The organism is Achromobacter sp. ISS7, from assembly GCF_056523125.1.
Genome location: NZ_JAWRZD010000001.1, coordinates 2,232,338 through 2,258,170, shown reverse-complemented (window position 1 = coordinate 2,258,170; position 25,833 = coordinate 2,232,338). Strand labels below are relative to the sequence as shown.

General features: G+C 65.9%; 20 protein-coding genes. 17 read left to right on the top strand and 3 right to left on the bottom strand.

What is annotated here, in order from left to right; genetic code table 11:
• Positions 1–22 precede the first annotated feature (22 nt).
• The 3 genes from icmH to tssJ all read right to left on the bottom strand — a co-directional run bounded on the left by icmH (position 23) and on the right by tssJ (position 2,877).
• Entirely contained in the window at positions 23–778 is a 756-nt protein-coding gene (gene icmH / locus AC1HFW_RS10175) for a type IVB secretion system protein IcmH/DotU (protein ID WP_225856627.1), read from the bottom strand.
• 61 nt (positions 779–839) lie between these two features.
• A complete protein-coding gene (gene tssK, locus AC1HFW_RS10170; protein ID WP_006395409.1) occupies positions 840–2,186 on the bottom strand; it encodes a type VI secretion system baseplate subunit TssK in 1,347 nt (448 codons plus the stop codon).
• Between the two features lie 73 nt (positions 2,187–2,259).
• On the bottom strand, positions 2,260–2,877 hold the full coding sequence (tssJ, locus tag AC1HFW_RS10165; protein ID WP_081104960.1) for a type VI secretion system lipoprotein TssJ: 618 nt from the start codon (positions 2,875–2,877) through the stop codon (positions 2,260–2,262).
• 189 nt (positions 2,878–3,066) lie between these two features.
• On the opposite strand from tssJ, the gene AC1HFW_RS10160 reads away from it, so the two are divergent.
• The 17 genes from AC1HFW_RS10160 to AC1HFW_RS10080 all read left to right on the top strand — a co-directional run bounded on the left by AC1HFW_RS10160 (position 3,067) and on the right by AC1HFW_RS10080 (position 25,812).
• Positions 3,067–3,825, top strand: coding sequence for a tetratricopeptide repeat protein (locus tag AC1HFW_RS10160; RefSeq protein WP_479283086.1), 759 nt, complete (start codon positions 3,067–3,069; stop codon positions 3,823–3,825).
• A 68-nt stretch (positions 3,826–3,893) separates the two neighbouring features.
• A complete protein-coding gene (gene tssB, locus AC1HFW_RS10155) occupies positions 3,894–4,418 on the top strand; it encodes a type VI secretion system contractile sheath small subunit (RefSeq protein ID WP_006395406.1) in 525 nt (174 codons plus the stop codon).
• The gene (gene tssC / locus AC1HFW_RS10150) at positions 4,411–5,901 is read left to right on the top strand and encodes a type VI secretion system contractile sheath large subunit (RefSeq protein ID WP_479283084.1); all 1,491 of its coding nucleotides are present in this window, start codon (positions 4,411–4,413) and stop codon (positions 5,899–5,901) included. Before tssB ends, tssC begins: the two co-directional genes overlap by 8 nt.
• A gap of 40 nt (positions 5,902–5,941) precedes the next feature.
• Positions 5,942–6,445, top strand: coding sequence for an Hcp family type VI secretion system effector (locus AC1HFW_RS10145; protein ID WP_006395404.1), 504 nt, complete (start codon positions 5,942–5,944; stop codon positions 6,443–6,445).
• Between the two features lie 70 nt (positions 6,446–6,515).
• On the top strand, positions 6,516–7,001 hold the full coding sequence (tssE, locus tag AC1HFW_RS10140) for a type VI secretion system baseplate subunit TssE (RefSeq protein ID WP_006395403.1): 486 nt from the start codon (positions 6,516–6,518) through the stop codon (positions 6,999–7,001).
• Between the two features lie 53 nt (positions 7,002–7,054).
• Positions 7,055–8,893, top strand: a complete 1,839-nt coding sequence (tssF, locus tag AC1HFW_RS10135; RefSeq protein WP_198483684.1) for a type VI secretion system baseplate subunit TssF — start codon at positions 7,055–7,057, stop codon at positions 8,891–8,893.
• Positions 8,857–9,957 (top strand): type VI secretion system baseplate subunit TssG, encoded by a 1,101-nt coding sequence (tssG, locus tag AC1HFW_RS10130; protein WP_035360461.1) that lies wholly within the window; start codon positions 8,857–8,859, stop codon positions 9,955–9,957. The genes tssF and tssG overlap by 37 nt, the downstream gene beginning before the upstream one ends.
• A gap of 19 nt (positions 9,958–9,976) precedes the next feature.
• Entirely contained in the window at positions 9,977–12,661 is a 2,685-nt protein-coding gene (gene tssH, locus AC1HFW_RS10125; protein WP_479283082.1) for a type VI secretion system ATPase TssH, read from the top strand.
• Between the two features lie 16 nt (positions 12,662–12,677).
• A complete protein-coding gene (locus AC1HFW_RS10120; protein WP_479283080.1) occupies positions 12,678–15,383 on the top strand; it encodes a type VI secretion system Vgr family protein in 2,706 nt (901 codons plus the stop codon).
• A 21-nt stretch (positions 15,384–15,404) separates the two neighbouring features.
• Positions 15,405–16,349, top strand: coding sequence for a DUF4123 domain-containing protein (locus tag AC1HFW_RS10115; protein ID WP_479283079.1), 945 nt, complete (start codon positions 15,405–15,407; stop codon positions 16,347–16,349).
• Between the two features lie 9 nt (positions 16,350–16,358).
• Positions 16,359–19,214, top strand: coding sequence for a T6SS effector BTH_I2691 family protein (locus AC1HFW_RS10110; RefSeq protein ID WP_479283078.1), 2,856 nt, complete (start codon positions 16,359–16,361; stop codon positions 19,212–19,214).
• An 8-nt stretch (positions 19,215–19,222) separates the two neighbouring features.
• Entirely contained in the window at positions 19,223–19,960 is a 738-nt protein-coding gene (locus AC1HFW_RS10105) for a putative type VI secretion system effector (RefSeq protein ID WP_479283076.1), read from the top strand.
• A gap of 150 nt (positions 19,961–20,110) precedes the next feature.
• Complete coding sequence (locus tag AC1HFW_RS10100) at positions 20,111–21,160, top strand: hypothetical protein (protein WP_479283075.1); 1,050 nt, start codon at positions 20,111–20,113, stop codon at positions 21,158–21,160.
• A 533-nt stretch (positions 21,161–21,693) separates the two neighbouring features.
• On the top strand, positions 21,694–22,272 hold the full coding sequence (locus AC1HFW_RS10095) for a hypothetical protein (protein WP_479283073.1): 579 nt from the start codon (positions 21,694–21,696) through the stop codon (positions 22,270–22,272).
• 57 nt (positions 22,273–22,329) lie between these two features.
• Complete coding sequence (locus AC1HFW_RS10090; protein WP_479283071.1) at positions 22,330–23,352, top strand: hypothetical protein; 1,023 nt, start codon at positions 22,330–22,332, stop codon at positions 23,350–23,352.
• Positions 23,353–23,460: 108 nt separating this feature from the next.
• Positions 23,461–24,390, top strand: a complete 930-nt coding sequence (locus AC1HFW_RS10085; protein ID WP_479283069.1) for a DUF6708 domain-containing protein — start codon at positions 23,461–23,463, stop codon at positions 24,388–24,390.
• Positions 24,391–24,471: 81 nt separating this feature from the next.
• Positions 24,472–25,812, top strand: coding sequence for a carotenoid oxygenase family protein (locus AC1HFW_RS10080; protein WP_479283067.1), 1,341 nt, complete (start codon positions 24,472–24,474; stop codon positions 25,810–25,812).
• The last annotated feature ends 21 nt before the right edge of the window (positions 25,813–25,833 follow it).

Genomic DNA, 25,833 nt, shown 5'->3' with positions numbered 1-25,833 from the left:
GCGTGGCGGTGTGCGTGGGCCGTCAGGGCAGCGAGATGGTCAGGTGGGCGGCGCGCGGGCCGAGCTTGACGATGTCGTGGTACGGCGCCATGGCCGTCTGCATGTCGCCGTTCAGGAAATGCGCCATGCCCAGATAGGCCAGCAGTCCCAGCAGGGCGAACAGCGCGCCGATGCTCCACAGCGGCACATCGCGCTTGAGCGTGTGGGCGATCTTGTCCGGCAGCGGCCAGTGCGGCGCGAAACCGGCGCGCTTGCCGCGCAGCAGCGCGATCTCGTCGCCCAGGCGCGCGGTCAGGTAGCCGAGTTTTTCCTGGCCCTCGATCATGTACTTGCCCTGGAAGCCCAGCAACAGGCACATGTAGAACACCTCCAGCGACTGCAGCCGCGGCGCGCCCTGCGCGCGCAGGTCTTCCAGGCGCGAGAAGAAGTTCTCGCCCGCCAGTTGCTCGCCGAACAGCGTCAGCTGCAAGGGCTGCAGCATCCAGGCGTCGCGGATCGAGAACTGCGAGTTCAGCACGGTCTCGTCGACCGCGGCGCAGAACGCGTACTTGGTGGCGTAGACATCCTCGGCCGGGATGTCCATCTTCTTGGCGCTGCGCTCGAAGTCCGCCAGGAACTGCTGCACCCGCGCCGAGAACGAGGCGGGGCTGGCCGGCTCCTGGCCGCTCTTGAGCAGGAACAGCATCAGGAAGCCGTCGTACAGCAGGTCCAGCAGGGATTTGGCGGGGCGCGTGCCGTAGAAGTCGGCGGCGCGGGGCGGAAGCGAGGCTGCGGTCATCAGAGAGGGCGCGTCGGCGGTCATGGCGGCTCTTTCGGTTGGCGTCTTGTATCGGGGCCGGTCAGCGGGTGACGGCGATCAGGTCCAGCTTGAGTTCGGGAATGCCGGAGGGCGCGTAGATGGCGATGCTGCGGGCCTGCAGCATGCGGTCGTACAGCGAGCCGCGCGTCTGCAGCGTGAAATAGCACGCGCCCGGCTTGACCGGCACGGCCGGCGGCACCTGCGGCGTGTAGACCAGCTGCACGCCGGGCATGGCCGACAACACCAGCTTCTCGACGTCGTCGGGCGCGCCGACCTTGAAGCGCAGCGGCACCGTTTCCGCCAGTTCGCTGGCCGGCGTCGCGGCCGACACCGACAGGTACAGCGCGGTGGTCTCGTCGAGCTTGTCGGAATCGAGCCGGCCAACGTGGAACGACGGCCGCAGTTCCTCCAGCACGATCGAGAAGTAGCGGGTCGAGATGACGGTGTCGAGCAGGTCGCGCAGGATCGTGTCCAGCTGCGCGAACGCGGCGCCGGGCTGCTCGTGGCGATACACCGGCAGGTCGGCCAGCGTGTGCACCTTCGAGAAGGTCATGAGCGCGCCGGCCAGCCGCAGCATCTCCTGGAACAGGCGCTCGGGGTGCAGCTGCGGGTTATGGAACAGGTGCGACAGCGCCGAATAGGCCTCGTTGGCGGTGTGAAGCAGCCAGAACGAGGCCACGTCGCCCGAGCGGAATTCGATGATGTTCTTGCTGGGCTCGCGGTGAAAGCCATAGAGCGCGTTGACCTTGGCCTGCAGCGCGTCCAGCAGGCGGCGCAATTGCTCGAACAGCGCGCCGCAGGCCTGCACCGTCAGGCTGGGGGCGATGAAGCTGGTGTCCAGTTCGTAGCCCGCGCTGGCGGTGCGGCGCACTCGCGCCACCGGGATGGTCAGCAGCGCGTCGCGCGGCTCGTGCTCGGACAGCAGACGCACGTTCTTGCGCAGGAACGCCAGCTCGGCGGTGCTGGCGTTGGTGTACAGGTCGGGGGCGGGGCGGTCGTGGTGCGCGTAGCGCGAGTCGAAGCCCTCCGCCTGCTGCGCATCGCGGTAGTTGCCGCCGATGTCCTTCATGGGGTGCAGCGCCAGGTAGAACACCGCTTCGCTGGCGCCGTCCAGGCCATCCAGCGCCACCGCGGGCGGCAGATCGTCGTTGTGGGGCGCGTTGTAGATTTCGCCGTCGGGGAAGATCGCCGACAGCTCGGTGGCGCGCAGCATGCCGTTGGCAAGCGCCGCGGCATCGAAGCGCACGGTGCGCAGTCCCCACGAATACGGGTGCAGGGCCCGGCTCATTTCCGCCAGGCGGGCCTCATGGTAGGCGTCCTGTCGCTGAAAATGCTGGGGCCGCAGGAACAGCCCCTCTCCCCACAAAATCTTCGCTGAATAACTCACGTTGGCGGGCTCTCGTTTATGTGTCTATATGAAGAGGACGTTTCACGTACCGGATCCAGGGCGAACGCTGGATTCAGTCAGGGCATTGCAACGAGCCCAGCCTGGAAGGATCGAATGCCGGCATGCCGGGCGGCAGCACGATCTTGCCGGTGGCGACCGTCATGGCGCACGCGTGTGCGCCCAGGACGATGCCGCTGTCTTCGACCGATTTGACCTCGAACACGTATTTCCAGCGCTGTGGCGCGGGTGCGTAAAACAAGGCGGCAACGGCGATATAGGTGGCGCCCTTCGGCACTTTTTCGACGTTTTCGAAGCGCTGGCCGGGAGTCAGTGTGATCTCGCGCGAAGCAATGAGACTGTCGCCCAATGCCGCCTTTTCGTGCTCAGTATCAACCAATTGCGTGAGCGGTGCGCGCTGAAATGCCTCGGCATTCTTCAAATAGTATGCTTTCGTAACGACAGCCGTTGGCTGGCCGCTGCTCGCATTCAAATTTTCTCCGGCGTGTATCGCCAATTTCACATCAGTGGGCGCATTCGGGTCCTTTTTCAGGCCTGCCGCATCAAGTGCCGTGCCGGTGATTCCGGCGACCGCGCCAAGGGCGGAAACCGCTGCACAACCCGTCATGACCGGGGCCACCGCGACCAGCAATGAGGCCGCCAAGCATCGCGATAAATTGAGATGTTTTGACATGGCTCTTTATACCGGATCATTGCGACAACATACAGATGAAGGCACGTTGAGCGATATTTCGTGGCGAGTTACATGACGTAATGCACTGTAGTGGTGTACTAACAAAAAGTTGTTGAAATACGCGGCCCTTGGTTACATCGGACACGTTCCCCAAAAATGCAACTTTCCCGGTATTTCCTCATAGGCGGTATGGTGGCCTTGATGGCCGGTTGCGCCACGACCAGCAAGCCCCAGACGGACGCCGAATACAAGCAATCGATCACCCGGGCCACCGAGACATTGGCCAACAAGGGAGGCGATGAAGCCGTGGCCCAGTTCCAGGAAATCGCGCAGCGCAATCCCTCGCGCGGCGAGCCCTGGTCGTATATCGCCAAGATCCGTTTCGATGAACAGAAATACGGGGAAGCCATCGTCGCCGCGGACGAAGCACTGAGCCGCGACGAGAACGATTTCACCGCCAAGACGGTGCGCGCCGTGGGCGGCCTGCGCGTCGCCATGCAATCGCTGGCGGACCTGCGCGCCGATGCGCTGCTGGCCGGCAACGCCCGCAACGACGCGGTGGCGCTGGCCGCCTCCATGCGCGAAACGCTGGGCCAGGACGTGCTGTTCCCCGAGGGCCGCAAGCCGCCGTCGCGTGGCACGCGTCCGCCGCCCAAGCCGCGCAATGAGGGCGCCGCCGCGCCGGGTACGCCCGCCGCCGGTACGCCCGCCGCCGGTACGCCCGCCGCCGGTACGCCCTCAGCCGGTACGCCCTCTGCCGGCATTCCCGCGCCGGGTGCGCCTGCCGCTGGCACGCCGGCCGCCGCCAACAGCGGCGCCGGCGCCGCGCCCGCGGCCCGGCCGGCGCAATCCGGCGGCGCCACGACGCCGGCGCAGCCCGCCCAATCCACCCCGCCCGCCGGGGGCCGCGCGCCAGATCCGTTCGGCAATCTGATCAACAAACCCTGATCGGCCCGCCGGACCCGGCAGGCCGGGTCCACGCGCCTTCGTCACTACGCATCCGCTGGGAGCCCTCAATGGCCAAGAAAGAAAGCGTTCAGAAAAGACTGCAGAAAGTACGCCCGCCGCGTGTCCAACTGACCTATGACGTCGAGAAGGGCGACGCGATCGAACAGAAGGAACTGCCCTTCGTCGTCGGGGTGGTGGGCGATTTCAGCGCGCAGTCGGAAGCCGAGCTGCCGCGCCTGAAGGACCGCAAGTTCGTCAATATCGACGTCGACAACTTCGACGACGTGATGCGCGGCCTCGAGCCGCGCGCCGCCTACCGCGTGAAGAACCGCCTGACCGACGAGGGCGGCACCTTCGGCGTCGACCTGAAGTTCCGCTCGGTCGAGGATTTCCGTCCCGAGGCGGTGGTGCAGCAGATCGAGCCGCTCAAGGAGCTGCTGGACATCCGCACCAAGCTGGCCGACCTGCGCAACAAACTGGCCGGCAATGACAAGCTGGAAGACCTGCTGGGCGAAGTGCTCAGCAGCACGGAAAAACTGCAGCAACTGACCAGCGAAGCCGGCAAGGACGGCAAGGGAGGCCGCAATGAGTAATTCCGCCGCCGCGCACAGCGCATCCGCCCCGGCCGCCGCCGACTCGGGCCTGCTCGACCAGATCGTCGAGCAGAGCCGGGTGGCCAAGTCCAGCGCCGAACACGATCGCGCCAAGGACCTGATCGGCGAACTGGCGCGCGAAGTCATGAAGGGCACCGTGGTGGTGTCGGACAACCTGTCCGCCATGCTCGACGCCCGCGTGGCCGAACTGGACCGCCTGATCTCGGCCCAGCTCAGCGAAGTCATGCACGGCGCCGAGTTCCAGAAGCTCGAGAGCACCTGGCGCGGCCTGCATTACCTGTGCCAGGAGAGCAATACCGGGCCGATGCTCAAGATCAAGGTGCTCAACGTCACCAAGCGCGACCTGGTGCGCGACTTCCAGACCGCCATCGACTTCGACCAGAGCCTGATGTTCAAGAAGGTCTACGAAGAGGAATTCGGCACCTTCGGCGGCTCGCCCTTCGGCGCGCTGCTGGGCAACTTCGAGGTCACGCGCCAGCCCGAGGACATGTACTTCATCGAGCAGATGTCGCACGTGGCCGCGGCCTCGCACGCGCCGTTCATCGCCTCGGCCTCGCCCGAGCTGCTGGGCCTGGACAGCTTCGCCGACCTGGGCCGCCCGCGCGACCTGGCCAAGGTGTTCGACACGGTCGAATACACCAAGTGGCGCAGCTTCCGCGATTCCGAGGACTCGCGCTACGTCGGCCTGACGATGCCGCGCTTCCTGGGCCGCCTGCCGTACGACCCGAAAGAGGGCACCTCGGTGGAAGGCTTCAACTTCGTCGAGGACGTCGACGGCACCGACCATTCCAAGTACCTGTGGTGCAACGCCGCCTGGGCCTTCGGCGCGCGCCTGACGGCCGCGTTTGCCGACTTCGGCTGGTGCGCGGCGATCCGCGGCGTCGAGGGCGGCGGCCTGGTCGAGAACCTGCCGACCCACACCTTCAAGACCGACGACGGCGAGATCGCGCTCAAGTGCCCGACCGAAATCGCCATCACCGACCGGCGCGAGAAGGAACTGAGCGACCTGGGCCTGATCCCGCTGGTGCACTGCAAGAACTCCGACTACGCCGCGTTCTTCGGCGCGCAGTCGGTGCAGAAGGCCAAGAAATACAACACCGACAGCGCCAACGCCAACGCGGTGCTGTCGGCGCAGTTGCAATACATCTTCTCCGTGTCGCTGGTGGCCCATTACCTGAAGGCCATGATGCGGGACAAGATCGGCAGTTTTGCGTCCGCGCAATCCGTCGAGAGCTTCCTGAACCGCTGGGTCTCGCAGTACGTGCTGCTGGACGACAACGCGAGCCAGGAGCAGAAAGCGCAATTTCCCCTGCGGGAAGCATCGGTGCAAGTCGCCGAAGTGCCGGGTCGTCCTGGCGTGTTCCGGGCCGTGGCGTTCTTGCGGCCGCATTTCCAACTCGACGAGCTGTCGATTTCCCTGCGCCTGGTTGCGGAACTGCCCGCCCAGGCCCAGAAATCGTGATGACCGTCTGATCCAAAGCTTTTAACTGGAGAGTAATTTAATGAAGGACATCTACGTCAAATTCGGCAATCCTGCGCTCAAGGGCGAGTCCCAGGACAAGGATCACCCGGACTGGATCGAAGTGGGCTCGTGGCGCCACGAGATCATCCAGCCGCGATCGGCCACCGCCTCGACCTCGGGCGGCCACACCGCCGAGCGCACCGAGCACGGCGAAATGGTCTTCACCAAGGACCTGGACGTGGTCAGCCCGCTGCTCTACCAGCACGCTTCCGGCGGCACCACCTTTGACGAAGTGACCATCGATTTCCTGCGCGCCGACGGCGAGGGCAACCGCGTCAAGTACCTGGAAATCAAGCTCAAGTACGTGATCATCTCGCGCGTGGCGCCGGAAGTGGTCAGCGAAGGCTTGCCGCATGAGTCCTTCTCGCTGAAGTACGCCGCCGTCCAGTGGAAGTACACCCAGCAGAAGGTCGGCGGCAACCAGGGCGGCAATGCCCAGGGCGCCTGGAGCCTGACCAAGAACGACAAGACCTACTCGGTCTGACCCCGACCGCGCGGCAAGGCGAAGGCCGCGGCTCGCTCCCGGGCCGCGGTTTTCCTGAATGAGGTCCGTGATGAAGGGATTCGAACCCAGCCTGTTCGACAAGCTGTTCGATGGCGATGGCCCGGCGCCGCACGCGCTGCGGCGGCTGTCCGTCGAGGAAATCAAGGAAACCGTCGCGCGCGACATCGAGGCCCTGCTCAATACCCGCATGGTCTTCACCGAGGCGTCGCTCAAGCGCTATCCGAACTGCCAGCGGTCGATCCTGACCTATGGCCTGTCGGATTTCTCCGGGCTCAGCCTGGCCAGCCACTACGACCGGGAGTTCATCTGCCGGTCGCTGGAGCAGGCCATCGCCCGCCACGAGCCGCGCTTGACGCACGTGCGGGTGGTGCTGCAGGTCGACAGCCGCGCCACGTCGGTGCTGTATTTCGCGATCACCGCGATGCTGGACGTGGGGCCGGCGCATGAGCCGGTGACGTTCGACGCGACTTTGCAGCCGTCGACGCTGCAGTATTCGGTCAGCAAGGGCTGGGCCAAGGCCGCGGCGGCCGCCTGACAACATCAACGCACGCGGGCGCCGGCGGCCAGCCGCCGGCGAGGAAGGGAAAGATGGAAGAACTGCTGCCGTATTACGAACGCGAGCTGGGGTTCCTGCGCGGCTCCTCGCGGGATTTCGCCCAGCGCTATCCGAAGATCGCGGCGCGCCTGGGACTGTCGGGGGAAACCTGCGAAGACCCGCACGTCGAGCGGATGATCGAATCGTTCGCCCTGCTGGGGGCGCGCATCAACAAGAAGCTGGACGACGACTATCCGGAATTCACGGAAGCGCTGTTCGAAGTGATGTATCCGCATTACCTGCGGCCGTTTCCGTCGTGTTCGATCGCCCAGTTCGACATGGGTGGCGTGGCGGCGCAGCTGACCGCGCCCGTGCGCCTGGCGCGCGGCACCGAATTGAAGTCGCATGCCGTGCGCGGGGTGGCCTGCCGCTTTCGCACCGCCTACGACGTGACGCTGGCGCCCGTGGCCATCCGCCAGGCCGCGTTCGCTTCGACCGCCAATGCGCCGTCGTCCACGCAGCTGCCGCCGGGCGTGACCGGCCGCCTGTCGCTGACGCTGGCGTGCCTGGCCGAGACGCAGAGCTTCGCCACGCTGGCCGTTGATCGCCTGCGGGTCTATCTGCACGGCGAACCGTCGTTCGTGGCGGCGCTGCGCGATTGCCTGTTCCTGCGCACCGCGGCGGCCTACATCGAGACCCAGCCCGGCCGCTGGAACCGGCTGCCCGACGTGCCGCTGGCGCAGGTGGGGCTGGCCGAGGACGACGCGCTGATCGACTTTCCGGCCAGTTCGCATCCGGCCTACCGGCTGCTGGCCGAGTACTTCGTCTTTTCCGAGAAATTCAATTTCGTCGACATCGACCTGGCGGCGCTGCGGCGCGCGGTGGGTCCGGTGCGCGAATTCACGCTGCACCTGCCGGTCAAGGGGCTGCGCGCCGACTCGAATACCGCGCGCCTGCTGGAATCGGCCTCGGCCGACAACTTCCGGCTGGGCTGCACGCCGGTGATCAACCTGTTCGAGCAACGCGCCGATCCCATCCGCGTCACGCATGCGGCCGCCTCCTACCCGGTGGTGGCCGACGCGCGCCGCGCCTACGGCTACGAGGTCTATTCGATCGACCGCGTGCGGCTGGTGCGGCAGAACGCGCAGGGCGATTCGGTGGTGGAGTTCCGGCCGTTCTATTCGCTGCATCACGGCGAGACGCCCGAGGGCGCCAGCCATTACTGGACCGCGCGGCGCGACCCGATGGTGGCCGAGCGCAGCCCGGGCTACGAGATGGAGATGTCCATCGTCGACATCGACTTCAATCCGGCGCTGCCGCAGACCGAAACGCTGAGCCTGGAGCTGACCTGCACCAACCGCGACCTGCCGTCGCACCTGGCGGTGGGCCAGCCGGGCGGCGACCTGTTCCTGGAAGGCGGCTCGGTCGCGCGCGAGATCCGCATGCTGCGCCGCCCGACCCACACGCACCGCTTCCAGCAGGGCCGCGCGGCGCACTGGCGCCTGATCTCGCACCTGGCACTGAACCACCTGTCGCTGGTGCACAGTGGCCTGCCGGCGCTGAAGGAAACGCTGCGCCTGTACGATCTGTCGCACGCGGCGGTGGCGGCGCGCCAGATCGAGGGGCTGGCGGGGCTGGACTACAAGCCCGCCACCCACTGGATGCCGGGCGAGCCGTTCGCGACCTTCGTGCGCGGCATCGAGATCCGGCTGACGATCAATGAAGACAATTTCGTGGGCACCAGCCTGCATGCCTTCGTGGCGGTGCTCAACCGCTTCTTCGGCCTCTACGTGCACGCCAACAGCTTCGTGCAGTTGGTGGTGCTGTCGCGCCGCGGCGCGGAAGAAATCCTACGGTGTCCTCCATGCAACGGCGACGCGATCCTAGCGTAATCGAATCGCTGCTGGCCGAGCCGCAGCGCTTCAAGTTCTTCCAGGCCGTGCGGGTGCTGGAGCTGTGGTTCGCGCGCCAGGAAGGCACGCGCGCCAAGAACGCCGTGCCGGCGCACCTGCGCTTCGTCAATTCGTCGTCGCTGGGCTTTCCCGCCAGCGAGATCGCGGGGCTGACGGCCTTCGACAAGAACGGCCAGGCCCTGCACGACGCCGACGCGCGCCTGGCGGCGCTGGCGGCCGGCACGCTGGGACGGGTGGAGATCGAACCGGCGTTCTTCGGCCTGCTGGGCGGGCAGGGCGCCTTGCCGCTGCATTACTCCGAGATCCTGAGCCACCGCGAAAGCGCCACGCGCGACCGCGGCGCCCGCGCCTTCTTCGACATTTTCTCGAACCGGGCCGCCGCGTTGTTCTACGCCGCCTGGAAGAAGTACCGCATGCCGCTGCGGCACGAGACCGAGCAGGATCACCACTACCTGCCGCTGCTGCTGGCGCTGGGCGGGGTGGGCCATCCGGCGCTGCGCGACCGCCTGCATGCCGGCGAAGGCCGCGTGTTCGACGAGTCGCTGGCGCACTACGCGGCGGCGGCGCGGCAGCGGCCGGTGTCGGCCGCCTACCTGCAACGGGTGCTGGCCGATTACTTCCAGGTGGCCCTGCGGGTCGAGCAGTTCGTCGGCCGCTGGTACCACGTGCCGCCCGAGAACCGCACCCAGCTGGGCCGGCCCGGCGCGGTGCTGGGCGTGTCCGCCATGGCCGGCGATCGCATCTGGCAGCGCGACCTGCGCATCCGGCTGTGGATCGGTCCGTTGTCCAAGACGGCGTTCGCCGATTTCCTGCCCGGCGGCGCGCGCGCCCAGGCGCTGGAAAAGCTGCTGACGATGTTCGGCGGGCTGAGCTTCGAATACGAGGTGCGCCTGGTGATGGCCAAAGAGGACGTCGCCGGCAGCGCGCTGGGCGGCGATGCCGACGGCGGCGGCGCGCGCCTGGGCTGGAATTCCTTTCTTTGCACCGAACCGTCGGCGTCGGACCGCGACGACGCCAGCTACGAACTGCACACCATCCACTAAGAACAAGACAACCCAGAACATGGCCACTCCCCTGAAAACCCTGATCGGGAAACTGAACCAGACCTGCCGCCAGGCCGCCGAGCGCGCCGCCAGCCTGTGCATGGCGCAAGGCCACTACGAGGTGGACCTGGAACACCTGTTCCTGGCGCTGCTGGAAAAGCCCGCCAGCGACTTCAGCATCGTGGCGCGCCGCAGCGGCATCGAGGCCTCGGTGCTGGAAGCCGACCTGAACGCCGAGATCCGCGGCTTCAAGAACGGCAATACCCGCACGCCGGTGTTCTCGCCGCACCTGCCGCGCCTGTTCGAACACGCCTGGCTGATCGCGTCGCTGGATACGCAGACCACCCGCATCCGCTCCGGCCACCTGCTGCTGGCGCTGCTGACCGAGCCCGACCTGGCCGCGCTGGCGCGGCGCGGCTCGCGCCTGTTCGAGTCGTTCCGGCTGGAAGAGCTGAAGCACGATTTCGTGGCGCTGACGGCCGGTTCGGAAGAAGCGGGCCAGTCGGTGGCGCTGGGTGATAGCGCGGCGCAGGACGAGGCCGCGTCGCCCGCGGCGGCGCTGTCCAAGACGCCGGCGCTGGACCAGTACACCACCAACCTGACCGAACGCGCCCGCGAGGGCAAGATCGATCCGGTGATCGGCCGCGACGCCGAGATCCGGCAGATGATCGACATCCTGACGCGGCGGCGCCAGAACAATCCCATCCTGACCGGCGAGGCCGGCGTCGGCAAGACGGCGGTGGTCGAGGGCCTGGCGCTGCGCATCGTGGCCGGCGACGTGCCGCCGGCGCTGGCCGGCGTGGCGCTGCGCACGCTCGACATGGGCCTGCTGCAGGCCGGCGCCAGCGTCAAGGGCGAATTCGAGAACCGCCTGAAAAGCGTGATCGACGAGGTCAAGCAAAGCCCCACGCCCATCATCCTGTTCATCGACGAAGCCCACACCATGATCGGCGCGGGCGGGCAGGCTGGCCAGAACGATGCCGCCAACCTGCTCAAGCCGGCGCTGGCGCGCGGCGAACTGCGTACCATCGCCGCCACCACCTGGAGCGAGTACAAGAAATACTTCGAGAAGGACGCCGCGCTGGCGCGGCGCTTCCAGGTGGTCAAGGTCGAGGAACCCAGCGAGACGCTGGCCGCCAGCATGCTGCGCGGCATGGCGCCGCTGATGGAACAGCATTTCGGCGTGCGCATCCTGGACGAGGCCATCGTCGCGGCGGCCCGCCTGTCGCACCGCTACATCAGCGGTCGCCAACTGCCCGACAAGGCCGTTGGCGTGCTGGATACCGCCTGCGCCCGGGTGGCGCTGGGCCGTAGCGCCACGCCCGCCCTGATCGATGACGCCCGCCACCGGCTGGCGCGCCAGGAAACCGAACGCGCGGCCCTGCGCCGCGAGGCCGCCACCGGCGCCACGCAATCGGCCCGCCTGCGCGAGCTGGACGAGGAAATGGACGCCACCCGCCAGCAACTGTCCGCTGCCGAAGCGCGGCTGGCCGGGGAAAGCGAATTGGTGCGGCAGATCCACGCGCTGCGCGAGGAACTGGAAGCCGCGGGCCAGGAACCCGAGGCCGAAACCAGCGGCAAGCGCCGCGCCGGCAAGGTCGCCGAGCCGACGCCCGCCCAGGCGCAACTGGCCGAATTGCAGCAACAGCTGCGCGCCCTGCAGGGCGAAGCGCCGCTGGTGCCGGCCTATGTGGACGCGCAGGTCATCGCCGAGATCGTCTCGGCCTGGACCGGCATCCCGCTGGGCCGCATGGTCAATGACGAGATCCGCACCGTGCTGGAACTGCAGCCGCTGCTGGCCGAACGCGTGATCGGCCAGGACCACGCGCTGCACGCCATCGCCCAGCGCGTGCGCACCGCGCGCGCCGGGCTGGAGGACCCCAACAAGCCCAAGGGCGTGTTCCTGTTCGTCGGCCCCTCGGGCGTGGGCAAGACCGAGACCGCGCTGGCGGTGGCCGACATCCTGTACGGCGGCGAGCGCAAGCTGGTCACGATCAACATGAGCGAATACCAGGAGGCCCACAGCGTGTCGGGCCTGAAGGGTTCGCCGCCGGGCTACGTCGGCTACGGCGAAGGCGGCGTGCTGACCGAGGCCGTGCGCCGCCAGCCCTACAGCGTGGTGCTGCTGGACGAGATCGAGAAGGCCCACCCCGATGTGCTGGAGCTGTTTTTCCAGGTGTTCGACAAGGGCGTGATGGACGACGCCGAAGGGCGCGAGATCGACTTCCGCAATACGCTCATCATCCTGACCTCCAACGTCGGCTCGTCGGCCATCATGCAGGCCTGCCTGAACAAGAGCGCCGACGAAAGGCCGGATCCGGACGCCATGCAGGAATTGCTGGCGCCGCAGTTGTACAAGGCATTCAAGCCCGCCTTCCTGGGCCGCATGAAGACCATCGCCTACTACCCGGTGGATGACGACGCCCTGGCGCGCATCATCGGCCTGAAGCTGGCCCGCATCGCCGAGCGCGTGCAGGCCAACCACCGCGCGCTGTTCGATTGGGACGAGGCGCTGGTCGAGGCCGTGCTGGCGCGCTGCACCGAGGTCGACACCGGGGCGCGCAACGTCGACCACATCCTGAACGGCACGCTGCTGCCGCAGATTGCCGAGCAGGTGCTGGGCCGCATGGCGCAGGGCGAAGCGATCGCGCGCATCCGCGTCACGGCCGGCAAGAACGGCGACTTCCGCTACCGCCTGACCTGAGCCCGGAGCCGTGACCATGCCCCAGGATTCTTCCGGACTGTCCCGCCTGTCGACCGCCGGCATCGCGCAGGCCAACCGCCTGCTGGACCTGCGCACGCCGCTGGGCGAGAACCGCCTGGTGGCCGAGACCTTGTCGGCCACCGAACAGCTCAGCGGCGGCGCTTGCCGGCTGGAGATCACCGCGCTGTCGGATGACGCGCACATCCCGCTGAAGGCCCTGATGGGCCAACCCGTGACCCTGCGCCTGCAGACCGCGCTGGACCGCGAGCAGCCGCGCCTGTGGCACGGCCACGCCACGGCGGTGCGTTTCCTGGGCGCCAATGGCGGCCTGGCGCGCTACGGTCTGACCGTCGAGCCGTGGCTGGCATTCCTGCGGGCGCGGCGCGACAGCTTCGCCTACCAGGACAAGACGGTGATCGACATCGTCGACAGCATCTTCGGCGACTACAAGGGCCAGGGCACGCTGGCGCCGCAATGGCGCTGGGAAGTGAAGGACCGCGCCGCCTACGCCAAGCGCAGCCTGACCATCCAGTACCGCGAAACCGATTACGACTTCATTGAACGCCTGCTGGCCGAAGAGGGCCTGTTCTACTGGGTCGAGCATGCCGACGACGGCCACACCCTGGTCATCGCCGACCACAACGACGCCTTCAAGGCCGGCCCGCAGGCCAGCGTGCGCTTCGCGCGCGCCGACGTGACCGAGACCGAAGACAGCATCCAGCAATGGAGCGCGCGCAAGCGCTGGCAGACCAACGGCGTGCGCATGGCGAGCTGGGACTACCGCAGCGCCCAGGCGCGGCCGGTGTCGGCGCAGGCCGACGGCGGCAAGCTGGCCAATGCGCTCGACCTGATCAGCGACGACTATCCGGGCCAGTATGCGTATGAAGACAGCGCCCAGGGCGAGCGGCTGGCGCACAACGCGTTGGCCGCCATCCGCGTGCGCCAGGACAGCGTCGAGGGCGCGGGCACGGTACGCACCCTGGCCCCGGCACAGCGCTTCGAACTGAGCGGCCATTTCCAGCAGGGCGGTCCGTCCGCCTACGTGGTGATCGCGATCCGCCACCAGGCGCGCAACAATTTCGACGCCGACCTCGGCCGCGCCATCAGCGAGGCGCTGGACTACGGCGCCGAGAGCCAGGCGGATGCCGACTTCTATCGCAACACGTTCACCTGCATCGGCAGCGATACCGAATTCCGCCCCGCGACGCAGGACGGCCATGGCGTGCGCCTGCACCCCCGTCCCACGGTGTTCGGCGCCCAGACCGCGCTGGTGGTGGGCGCCGAGGAGCCCGTGCATACCGACCGCGACCACCGCATCAAGGTGCAGTTCCACTGGCAGCGCGGCAAGGCCTCCAGCAGCCGGCTGGCGCATCCGTCCGGCGAGGAGAACGCGCCGGCCAAGGACGAGCTGGGCGCCTGGGTCCGCGTGGCCGAGCCGGTGGCCGGCGGCGACTGGGGCGGCCATTTCGTGCCGCGCGTCGGGCAGGAAGTGCTGGTGGAATTCCTGCACGGCGACATCGACCGCCCGGTGGTGGTCGGCGCGCTGTACAACGGCGAAGGCGCCGAGGACGCTTCCCACAACCAGGTGCAGGCCGGCGGCGCCAACGCCACCGGCAATGCCCCGGCCTGGTTCGCGGGCGGCAGCGAGGGCCATGCCCACAATGCGGTGATGTCCGGTTTCAAGACCCAGGCGCTGGCGACCAGCGGCGCCGGCACGGGCGGCTACAACCAGCTGGTGCAGGACGACACGCCGGGCCAGTCGCGCCTGACCGCCTCGACCACGCAGGCCGATTCCCGCCTGAACCTGGGCCACGTCAAGCAGCAGCGCGACAACGAACGCCTGGAAGACCTCGGCCACGGCGCCGAGCTGTCGACCAAGGAGGCCGTGGCGCTGCGCGGCGGGCAGGGCCTGCTGATCAGCGCGGACCTGCGCGAGAACGCCGAGGGCGCACTGCTGGACAGCGCCGAAGCGGCCAAGCAGATCGACGCCGCCCTGGAATCCGCCAAGGAGTTGGGCGACATCGCCGTCAAGCAGAAGGCCATCCTCGATGGCGACCCGCAGGCGCTGCCGGTGCACGAGGCGCTCGAGCACGTGCGCGACGTGGTCGAGGCCACCCAGGATGATCCGGCCGCGCAGGGCGGCGCGGCCAAGGTCGCGGCCTATCGCGAACCGCACATCCAAATCAGCGCGCCCAGCGGCATCGGCCAGTACACGCCGGGCAACGCCTTCCTGGTGGCCGGCGGCACGCTGGCGCAGGTCGCGCCGGACGTGAACTGGGTCAGCAGCGCCAACCTGGCGGTGGGGGTGGCGGCCGGCGTGGTGTTGTTCACGCTGGGCCAGGAGGCCGGCGGCGGCCGCCCTGTGCAGGACCGTGGCCTGCGGCTGCACGCGGCGGGCGGCAAGCTGCGCCTGCACAGCCGGGACGCCAAGATGACCCTGACCGCCGAGAAGGCGGTGACCTTCGCCTCGGCCAGCGCGGCCGTGACGGTGCAGGCCAAGCAACGCGTGCTGGCCACCGCCGGCGGCGCCTATGTGCGGCTGGAGGGCGGGGGCATCCAGCTGCACGCGCCGGGCAAGGTCGAACTGAAGGCGAGCGCGCATAACTGGGTCGGGCCGCAGCTGGCACCGTTGCCGGACATGATGCCTGCGGGTGATTTCAAGGGATGTCAGTTGAAGATGCAAAGCGCGGCGGCCTCGGGTGCGGCGGTAGTGGAGCTCTAGACCGTGGACAGAGACGCGTACATGGATACATTTGCATCCGGCATCGCACTGGCGGAGGCTTTGCAGCGGCTGGCCATGTCCGCGGGCGAAGGGCGCTGCCACCTGCTGATCGATCCTCTGCTGCGTGATCCCGCGGAAGACGATGATTGGCACGGCCTGGGTGATGCCTTGGCGACGCGCACCACTCCCGTCCGGCTGGCGCATCCTGATATTGATCCACGCGTCTGGCCGCGCCTGATCACGCTGGATCTGACGCGGCCACGCGACGCCGATATCAGTCGGACGGCGGCGGAGATGGCGATTCGCGACTGGCATCCTGCGTCGCTGGTCCAAGGCAGGGGGCGCCGTATCGGTGGTTGGATATTTGGTGTGACTGACGTCGCCGCGATGGCACGCCATCTGGGGCAAAGCCTGTTGCAGGAGAGCCCCGGAGGCAGCCGCCGTTTGTTCCGGTTGCACGATCCGGCGGTCATTGACCTGGTCTGGCGCATGGCCTCGCACAGACAGAAGGCCGATCTGCTCGGCCCTGCGAGCTTGTGGGTCAACGTCGACCGGTGGGCGCGCTTGGCCCGCTATACAAGCGAAGCGCCGCGCAGCGGTACGAGCCTTCAACTCGACGCTGAACAGTGGCGCCTGGTTGCGCTCCTGGGCGCGGTGAATCGTGCCTGGCGGGTCGTGGCGGAGCGGCCAGACACGGTGTCCGCGGAAGCGTTGGGCCTGGTAGTGGCTTGTGTGCGCCGCGGGGCCGAGGCCGGTCTGCGCGATGTGCGGGATTGGGAAGCGATTGCCGTGCGCGCGTTGACGGTGCATCCGGAGTTCGATCTTCATCCCGACGTAGCGGCGTTGCTGATGGAACGGCCGGACGATGTGGGTTTCGCCCGGCTCGTGATGGATTTCACCGAGGCGGACTGGGGACGAATCGCGCGCGAGACACGGTTGCGACGCGCCTCGCCTATTCAAGCTTAGGACAAGGGAATGAGCAAAGGTTGCGATGTATGCCGGGCGGGCGGTCTGCCCATCTTGCCCACGCGCTACGCGGTGGTTCCTGCCAGCTTCCAGCAGGCCGAGTTGGGGACGTTCAGCGGCGAGCGCGTGGTTGATGTGAAGCTGGACGCCGCGCGCTACAAGTATGCGGTACGCACGTTGCGGCACGGATTCCTCTATCTTTTCTACGAAAAGGGATCCCAGGGCGCGAATTATTGGGAGGTCTACTCGGTGACCGCCGACGGGATGCTGTGGCGCTGTGATGACACCGACAGCGCCCGTCTGGAACCGTCGATGAAATGCGCGAACCAGGGGCACAACCCGCTGCGCATGCACTACATCGTCATCGAAAAGCCCGAGCAATGCGGCAAGGTGTGGCTTGCATATAGCGAGCATAAATGGAGCCGGCAGACGCTGACGCGGTATGCCAATGCGGAACATCGAAAATCGCGCATGCAGGCGATCGAACCCGCTGTCTGGGCGCAAGGGCATTGCGAGGCCAAGAACCATCAGTCGATTCTGGCGGTCGAATCGAACTTCAAGCGCATTCTGGAGTACGGTGATCATCAGTTCAGTACGCTGACCGGAGAGCCGCCGGCGTTGCCCTATGCGGGTTTTGACCGCGTACGCAGCCTGAGCCAGATCGATGGTTCCTATGATGAAGCGACGCTCGTCGAACAGTTCACCAAGACGCCCTGGTACCCACGAAATAGACCGGTGGGCGATCGCAAGGATCTGGTGCTGCAACAGTTGTTGGCGCAGATGCTGGACAAATGCGGCGATCCCTCCATGGGCGTGAGTTATTGGCCGATGGCGCTGGCGCTATGGGACGCGATCGGCATTACCGATGAACTGAACGGTTACTGCAACGATGCGCTGGGCAAGATCGCCTTGTACGGGGACGAGCGCGCCTTGCAGGTGACCGCGGCTAGCAATATCGCCGGCGCCAAAGCGGCGCTGGAGAACAAGGCGGACGAAGCCGCGACCCGTACCGCCGAGGCGGTACAGATGGGGCAGCGTGGCGGTTACCGGCACTATGAGGTCATGCGGCGCAACCAGGTACTTAACGACAATGTGCCTAGCACGGAGGGCAAGCAGGCGCTGGCTGCGTTGGAGAATGACCATTCCAACCGGGTTGTGTCGGATGCGGAATATCGTAGCCAGCGTGGCGCGCTACTGGACAAGTATGTGCCTGCCGCCCGTCGGGCACAGGCCGAACGTGATTTCAATGCCTTCGACGCTGAGGTTGCTCAAGCAGATCAAACGCGAACTCAGAACCTGGAGAACTATCGCAAGGACCGGGTCAAGCAGGCATGGGAGCGCTACAACGATAACGTCGACTGGGACAAGCTCAGACTATTCAAGAAGAACTATGACAGTTTCCAGGATGCGGCGACCACGTTGGCCAACCTGCGTACTGGCGAATTGATCAAATGGCTCGAGTGGGATCTGCTGTTCGACACGCTCGAGGACTATAGTGAAGAGGTCGAGGACGATGGTCACGAATTCATCGAGGTGGTCGGGGATCTGACCGAAGGGGTCAGCGGCAGTCAGACAGGCCGCGATTATCTCAAGACGCTGGTGGAAACGCGACGCGATGCCGGCGACCGAAAATCTCTTTTCTGGCGGGCGATCGCCGCCAATCAGAAGGAACTCAAGCCCGCCGTGAGCAACGCGGTCGAGGAGGCAGCCAAGTCCAAGGATACGCCTCTGCCAACCGGCATGGCCGTCATCGAACGCGTCCTCAGCAATCTGAAGACCTTCTCGGGTTATTACAAGCGGGCTGTGTCGCTGGTCGGCGAAACCAAGGTGGAGAAGCTGGGGCCCTTGCCCAGGGCGATGAAGAATGCGGGCATCGACAAGCTCATGATGACGGCCGGCGAGACTGCGTTCCGCTGGTTGGGCATGAATCGCCTGGGCGACTTCGTGGGTGAGAAGATCATCCAGAATATTTTTCTCATGTCGACGGGCATCTCCGACGCCGATGCGCTGGCGCTGGTGCGTGAGCAAGCCCGCCTGGACGGTGTGGCGCGTGATGTCGCGCTGCGGCGTTTGCGCACGGCGCGCACGTTCCTCGAAGCCAACGAGGCTATCGCGAACGAGCCGAGTCACAAGGTTCTGCGCGACATGTGGGGCAAGATGCGGCCTGCGACCGGACGCAACGGTGCCGCGACCATGCGCATCACGGTGGTCGTGGGGCTGATCGAACTATGGAACTTCAGGAAGCTGATTTCCGCAACGGACAAGACAACCAAGACTTATGCCCAACTGGTCGCATCGGGCGCCACGCTCAGCGCTGCGATTATCGATATTGCCGTAGTGCCGTATCAACTGGCGGGCAAGAAGGCATTTGGTTTCCAGAAATGGAAATTGATGGGTGGAGCGCTCGGTTCGATCGCATCTTTCATTGGTGCTTCGCTTGATTTGAGTGAAGCGGCGGACCGGCGGGAGAAAAAACAGTATGCGCTGGTGGCGCTGCTGTTTGTGAAGGCGGGGCTGGGCTTCGTCGCCACAGGGGCGGCGGTGATCTCCGCCATCGCCACATCGGCCCCGCTGCTGAAGATCGTGGGACGGCGCCTGGGATTGCGGGTGATGGTGGTGGCGGTGGATGGCTTCGCGTCGCGCGTCGCCATCGCGTCGGTGGCGCGCGTGTTGGGGTTACTGGTTGGCTGGGAAATCGCCGTGGTGCTGATCGCGGTGCAATTGCTGGTATGGTATTTCACGCCGGACGCTCTTGAGGAATGGTGCGAGACCAGCGCCTTCGGCCGTCGGACCTTCGGCAAGCCCCAGGATGATCCCAAGAAGCAGGAAGAAGAATTCCTCGCCGCCTTGGCGGACGTGATGTAAGGATAGCGATGACGACTGAACGGAGTGACAAAGTCAGCAAGCTGGGCGGTGAGATCGCGGGGTTGAGCCGCGTCAGGCGCTCGCGCGATTTCGTGATGGAGCAGCTAGGCGGCGGCGTGGGGGCGTCGGCGGTGTCTGCGGGTCTGGCGGGGATGGGCGGCGCGGCCATAGCGATCGCCACCCTCGACAGCACGGAGAAGGCGGACTTTGTCGAATTCACACTCAATGGGGAACCGGTGCGAGGCTGGTTTTGGCGGTTTCCCTTTGACGAGGGCGATGATATCGAACTGGTGGCCGAGCGCGACGGACAGGGCTGGATCGCCTATGGCGCCCGGCGTCCGGCCGACGCGCTGGTGGCGGTGTATCCGCACTGCTTCGAGGGGCGTCGGGCACACTACGCTTCCACGTTTCGCTTCTGGGGCATCGTGGTAGGGGCGGTTTTTCTGTTCATGATGTGCCTGGATGCGATCTTCGCGATGTTCAAGGGCACGTTCAGCCTGGCAGGACAGTTGTCCGCGTATGCGGTCTACCTGGCCTACGGGCTGCCCGCGTTGTTGCTGGTTTTTGGGTTCCTGGCTTGGCGCGGCGGCCGCAAGACAGAAGGGTTTGCGCGGATGGCGGAGACCATTTTTGCCGGCTTTGGCTGGCAGGATGCCAGCGGCATCAATTTGCGCAAGGCCTCCAAGGCATTGCGTCGGGAAGGGGACGGGCGTGATTACGGCACGCTCTATTTTCGTTATAGGTGAGGTGGGTGCGTCGATGTTGTCGATGACGGGCTCGTATCGCAGGTTGCTGCAATTTCCGCCCGGTTGAACTCGATTGGACATGCCATTCTCAAGTTTGATGCCTCGGCACGTGAATACCAGAAATGGAGACGGGGTTCGAGTCGGGGGTCTATGTTGACAACTACTAGGAAAAAGAAAGAGAAAAGGGATCTGGAAGTACTGCCGGAGCGCACCGGCACTTGGGGCTGGCTGTTGTCAGGACGGTCCGGAGCACAGCCGGCCGCCGACGGCATGGTGACCGAGTTGACGCCCGCCTGCCTGCGTCTGACGGGGCCTTTCGAGGCGTCTCGCGGCTACGTGGCTTGCGTCTCGTTGGCGGCGGCGGTTGGGTTGACATTGCTGTTTCTCACCGCGCTGGTCGATCTCCATAGGGGGCGGACCACCCTGGATACGGGCCTTGCCGTCATGATGGCGGGCTATCTCGTTGGTGGGTTGATCGGCTGGGTCTGCGCTTATCGATCATTTTTTTCACCCATCCAGGAGACCACTCTCGTCAGTCGTACACTGCGGCGCTTGTATGCGTGGGAAAAGCGGACCGGCTGGACGTCGGTTGACTTCGATAGTGCGCAGGCCTACGTGGGCAACTATCACGTGGTCACTACGACCGGAGCGGGGGCGGCTTATCCCTTGCGCGTCGTCGAGATCGCGCCTGATACGCGTCGCATTCTGAAGAGCGTGGCGCTCACTGCTCCATTCGACCGTCCGGAAGCCGGGGCCCAACTCTGGGAGTTCATCCGGTCGTACATGGATGCGGAACCCGCGGCCTTGCCGCCGGTCGCGTTGGTGCCGGACCATCGTGTCAACGCCTACGCGTGGATGGACCGAGAGCTCTTCCCCTACGCGATCGATCGTCACCACAGATTGGTGCGGCCGTTCGCGTTCTGGTTCTTCAGCGGTGCCTATTACCTGCCGAATTGGATGGAACTCTGGATCCGCCGCTTCGGACGGCGTCCCGCGTTGCCCGCGGAGCTGGCGGCGGTGGCGAGCTGGCAAGGCGACCATCCGTATCGGATCGTCCCGCCGACGCAGGAAGAACTGCTGGCGCGCGCCGGAAATCTGCCGTCCGTGAAGAGGCGATGGCGACTGGCGAGTATTTTCGGCTTGGCGCTGTGGGTTGCCTTGCCGCTGTCTTTCCTGGGCGTTGTCGTGTCGAACTGGTAACGGATAGGTGCGGACTTGGAGGTAAGAGGAAACCGGCGGCATGCATCTGACGAGCAAAGCGGGATCGATGAGGTATTCGGGAAAAGCCGTCCCTGAAGAAAGCGGGGCATGGGGATGGTTGCTGCCCGTTGGCGGTGCACCCAGGAAGGAGACGCCGGCCGCACATGGCACGGTCGTGGAAATCTCGCCGGCCTGCCTGCGTCTGCAAACCCCGTCGGATGCCTTGCGTGGATTCGCGGCGGTGGGCGCCTACGCGCTGGGCGTATGGATGGCCTTTGGCGCGGTGTTCTTCATGGTCAAGTTCGACGCTTCCACGCGTGGATACGATTCGGTCGATTTCATTCTGGTTTCGGCGCTGAGCATTGCGCTTGCCCTGGTCGGCCTGATCTCGGGATTCAAACTGACTTTCTCCAAGGTATTTGACTCGGCCATCTTCAGCCGGCGCTTGCGCCGTATCTACTATTGGGAAAAAAAGGGGGGGGTGGAAATCGGTCGACTACGATCGCGCGACTCCGTTTGTGCCCAAGCTGAGGATGACGACCACGACCGGCTCCAATGTCCTCTATCCGTTGCAGGTGGTGGAGTTCCTGCCCCGCACGCGGCGCGTGAACACCGGCGTGTCGCCCACGGTTCCGTTCGCGCAGCCGCAGTCGGCCGCCCAGCTCTGGGAGTTCATCCGATGCTATATGGACGAGGATCCCGCGGCGCTGCCGCCAGTGGCGTTGCTGCCGGATCATCGGGCCAATGCCTATGCCTGGATGGATCGTGAGTTGTTCGCCCAGTCCGTGGACCGGCAACATCACCTGAAAGGTACATTCGGGGCTTTGTCATTCTGGTTCTTCGCGTGCGTCTACTACGCGCCGAACTGGCTGGAATATTGGATTCGGCGGCGTGGCAATCGGCCGGCGTTGCCGCTGGAGCTGGCCGATACCTTGGCGTGGGAAGGCGAGAATCCCTATCGCCTCATCCCTCCCACGCAGGTCGAGCAATTGGCGATCGAGGGCCGGCTGCCATACATGAGGAATCGTTGGCGTGTGGTGGGTGTGTTCGGCCTGCTGATCTGGGTGGTGATGCCCGTGTCGTGCATGGTGGCGCTCGCGCTGTTTACGTAGGCGATTGAACTGGGGATGAGTGGGATGGGGAGAAGTGGCGGCGGGGCGGGTATCACCATGGTCCCGGAAAAAAGCGGCGCATGGGGCTGGCTGTTGCCCGTGGGAAAAGAACGTGGAACGTTGACGCCTTCTGGCCATGATCATGTCGTCGAGATATCCCCCGCGTGCCTGCGGCTCGTATTGCCCAGGGATTCCATGCGTGGGTATGGGGCGGCGGTAGCCTATCTGTTCGGATTGCTGATGAGTTTCACCGCGATCAATTTCATCGTGAAATTCGATCCCGCGGGCCGAGGCTACGGTCAGGATTTCTTCATATTTGCAACGCTGTACCTTGTTCTTGCCTTGGTCAGCCTGATCACCGCATTGAAGCTGACGTTCGCGCTGGTGCCGGATACGGTGATCATCAGCCGCCGCCTGCGCCGCCTGTACGCCTGGGAAAAGAAGGCAGGCTGGATCTCGGTCGACTATGACCAGGCCGTTCCCTATGTTGCCAACCGCATGGTTGTCACCCCGACCGGCGCCGGCGCGCTGTATCCCTTGCGTGTGGCGCAGCTATGGCCGGGGAGCCGTCGTGTCAAGACCGGTGTGACGCCGACCAGTCCGTTCGCCAGCCCGCAGTTGGCGGGGGAAGTCTGGGAATTCATTCGGTGCTACATGGACGAGGAACCGGCACAGGTACCGCCGGTGGCGCTGATTCCTGATCATTGCGCCAATGCGTATGCGTGGATGGACCGTGAATTGTTCTCGGACTCGGTCGATCGGCGGCACCGCCTGAAGGGAGGATTGCAGTCGGTGGCGTTCTGGTTCTTCGGCAGCATGTATTACGTGCCCAATTGGCTGGAATACTGGATCCGTCGCCACGGCCGCCGTCCGGCGCTGCCGGCGGAACTGGCCGAGTCGATGAAGTGGGAGGGCGAGAATCCTTATCCCATTATCCCGCCCACGCCTGAAGAGCGCTTGGCGATTGAAGGCAAGCTGCCGCATATGCTGAGCCGGTGGCGCCTGGTAAGCGTTTTTGGGCTATTGACCTGGGTGGTGTTGCCGATCGGGTTTGTGTCGGTATTCGCGTTTTTCCTGTAGTGGGCGAGTTGACGCCCGCCCGCTTGCGTCCGACGCGAGCGCATTCCCGGTTCGGCGTCCTGGGTCGCCTTGCCGCTGTTTTTTCCTTGGCCCCCTGGGAGGGTCTTGATGGATTTCACCGGACTGACGTCCCGGTTTCCCAACGACCGTCCGCTGACGGAATTCGACCGCGAACACCGGCTGCTGCAAAAAAAGCGGCTGGATGTTCCGCTGCTGGCGCAGCTGTGCGTGGTGAAGATGAATTCCAACAGCCTGCTGTCGGTGGATCGCTGGTATGCCTGGCGCGGCTTCGTGGCGCTGCTGGGGGCGATCGGCGTGGCCTTCGGCATCGGCGGCATCCTGATGCAGGCCTGGATCCTGGTGGTGGGCGAGCTGCCCAACGAGAACGGCCTGTGGGAAGCCATCTTCATCGGCATGGCCATGTTCGCGGCGCTGGGCGCCGCCGGCGCCTGGGTCGCCTGCAAGGAGATGTTCCGCTGGACCTACTATCCCATCGCGCTGGATCGCAAGCGCCGCCTGGTGCATGTGTTCCGGCTGGACGGCACCGTGCTGACCGCACCGTGGGACAAGATCTATTTCACGCTGGGGCGGGGTAGGGGCAGCTTCGGCTGGCTCAACTGGGATATCCGCGGACTGATCCTCGATAGCGATGGGGTCACGGTCAAGGAGACCTTCGCGTTCTGCATCGCCACCAGCCGCATCGAAAACGCCTATTCGCATTGGGAATTCCTGCGCCGCTACATGGAAGAAGGTCCGCAGGCGGTGCTGGACGCGGTGCTGTATTGCATGCCGGTCGATGGCAAGCGCGAGAGCTTTGCCTTCAGCAAGGAACGCGTCTTCGCCAACGACGCGCAGAGCGGCGGCCTGGCCTATCTGATCATGGCGCCCTTCAACCTCCTGCACGCGCTGATGCGCTGGGCCGTCATGCGCACCAGCAAGATCCCGGCGTTTTCGCCCGAGATCGAGGCGACGCTGCGGCCCGAGCCGGGGGATCCGTATGTCCGCGACGCGTCGATGAATCCCGAAGACTTGCGATAATTAAACCCGGGTAATATTGACGAATATATTTAATCCGGGTAAAAATACGTCTTGCGAATGATCGCAACCAAGGACGCAAGCATGAGTACATTCGATCTGAACACCGGCGCCACGGCGCCGCTGGCCGATGAGGCCGACCTGGACGACCTGCCCGTGGACGGCGCGCTGCCGCCGGAGCTGGATGGGGTCCTGGTCCGCAACGGCCCCAACCCCCTTCGTGGCCGCTTCGAGGGCAACGACGTGCTGTCGTGGTGGCCGCAGCCGGCGATGCTGCACGCCATCGCCTTTCGCGACGGCCGGGCGACCGGCTACCGCAACCGCTGGGCGCGCACCCGGATCTGGGCGCGCGAATACGACCCGGGCGGGGAGGCTGGCCTGCCGGACAGCAACCCCAACGTCAACGTGCTGCGCCACGCGGGCGAAGTGCTGGCGCTGGCCGAGGGCGGGGCGCCGGTGGCGATGACGCCGGCGCTGGAATTCCTGGGCGCCAGCCGCCGCCATCCGGGGCTTGCAGGCGGCATGACGGCGCACCCCAAGGCGGACCCCGAGACCGGGGAACTGATGAGCTTTCGCGCCCATTGGGAACGGCCGTGGCTGCGCTATGGCGTGACGGGCGCCGACGGCCAGCCGCTGCTGGACCAACTGATCGACGTGCCGGGGCCGTCGATGATGCACGACATGGCGATCACGGCGCGCTACAGCATCCTGCTGGACCTGAACGTCGCGTACGACTTCTCGATGCTGTCGCGCGGCTACCGCATGCCGCTGCGCTGGCATGACGAGCGCCAGTCGCGGCTGGGCGTGATCCCGCGCCACGGCGGCGCGGTGCGCTGGTTCGAGGTGGCGCCGTGCTTCATCCAGCACGTGGTCAATGCGTACGACGCCGATGCATCGACGCTGGTGCTGGACGTGGTGCGCTACCCGGAATACCTGCGGCTGTCGCGCGATGGCGCGGGTTTCGAGGACAGCCCGCTGGGCACGCTGTGGCGCTACCAGATCGACCTGGACGCAGGCCGCGTCACCGAGCGCGCGCTGGACGATACCGGCATCGAGCTGCCGCGCATCAACGAGGCCAGGACCGGCCGCGCCTATCGCTACTGTTATGCGGTGGAGCAGCCCAACAACCGCGAGATGCGTGGCGTGGTGCGCTACGACCTGAAGACGGGCGCGCGCCAGCGTTACGCGGTGCCGCCGGGCGACCAGAACAGCGAGCCCGTGTTCGTGCCCCGGGCGGGGGCGCGCGACGAGGACGACGGCTGGGTGCTGGCGTGCGTGTATCGCCAGGCCAGCGATACCAGCGACGTGGTGGTGCTGGACGCGCGTGACTTGGCGGCCGGGCCGCTGGCGACGGTGCGCCTGCCGCTGCGGATTCCGGCGGGTTTTCACGGCGCCTGGCTGCCGCGCGAGGAGGGCGGCGGCTGAGCGGTGCCGGCCGTTTGCCGC

Excerpts from the sequence above, each read along its gene's own strand:
- AC1HFW_RS10115 (WP_479283079.1), top strand. The coding sequence starts at position 15,405 with ATGGATACATTTGCATCCGGCATCGCACTGGCGGAGGCTTTGCAGCGG.
- AC1HFW_RS10105 (WP_479283076.1), top strand. The coding sequence starts at position 19,223 with ATGACGACTGAACGGAGTGACAAAGTCAGCAAGCTGGGCGGTGAGATC.
- AC1HFW_RS10120 (WP_479283080.1), top strand. The coding sequence starts at position 12,678 with ATGCCCCAGGATTCTTCCGGACTGTCCCGCCTGTCGACCGCCGGCATC.
- tssF (WP_198483684.1), top strand. The coding sequence starts at position 7,055 with ATGGAAGAACTGCTGCCGTATTACGAACGCGAGCTGGGGTTCCTGCGC.
- tssC (WP_479283084.1), top strand. The coding sequence starts at position 4,411 with ATGAGTAATTCCGCCGCCGCGCACAGCGCATCCGCCCCGGCCGCCGCC.
- AC1HFW_RS10080 (WP_479283067.1), top strand. The coding sequence starts at position 24,472 with ATGAGTACATTCGATCTGAACACCGGCGCCACGGCGCCGCTGGCCGAT.
- icmH (WP_225856627.1), bottom strand. The coding sequence starts at position 778 with ATGACCGCAGCCTCGCTTCCGCCCCGCGCCGCCGACTTCTACGGCACG.
- tssE (WP_006395403.1), top strand. The coding sequence starts at position 6,516 with ATGAAGGGATTCGAACCCAGCCTGTTCGACAAGCTGTTCGATGGCGAT.
- AC1HFW_RS10160 (WP_479283086.1), top strand. The coding sequence starts at position 3,067 with ATGGTGGCCTTGATGGCCGGTTGCGCCACGACCAGCAAGCCCCAGACG.
- AC1HFW_RS10095 (WP_479283073.1), top strand. The coding sequence starts at position 21,694 with ATGACGACCACGACCGGCTCCAATGTCCTCTATCCGTTGCAGGTGGTG.
- tssB (WP_006395406.1), top strand. The coding sequence starts at position 3,894 with ATGGCCAAGAAAGAAAGCGTTCAGAAAAGACTGCAGAAAGTACGCCCG.
- AC1HFW_RS10090 (WP_479283071.1), top strand. The coding sequence starts at position 22,330 with ATGGTCCCGGAAAAAAGCGGCGCATGGGGCTGGCTGTTGCCCGTGGGA.
- AC1HFW_RS10100 (WP_479283075.1), top strand. The coding sequence starts at position 20,111 with ATGTTGACAACTACTAGGAAAAAGAAAGAGAAAAGGGATCTGGAAGTA.
- AC1HFW_RS10145 (WP_006395404.1), top strand. The coding sequence starts at position 5,942 with ATGAAGGACATCTACGTCAAATTCGGCAATCCTGCGCTCAAGGGCGAG.
- tssJ (WP_081104960.1), bottom strand. The coding sequence starts at position 2,877 with ATGTCAAAACATCTCAATTTATCGCGATGCTTGGCGGCCTCATTGCTG.
- AC1HFW_RS10110 (WP_479283078.1), top strand. The coding sequence starts at position 16,359 with ATGAGCAAAGGTTGCGATGTATGCCGGGCGGGCGGTCTGCCCATCTTG.
- AC1HFW_RS10085 (WP_479283069.1), top strand. The coding sequence starts at position 23,461 with ATGGATTTCACCGGACTGACGTCCCGGTTTCCCAACGACCGTCCGCTG.
- tssH (WP_479283082.1), top strand. The coding sequence starts at position 9,977 with ATGGCCACTCCCCTGAAAACCCTGATCGGGAAACTGAACCAGACCTGC.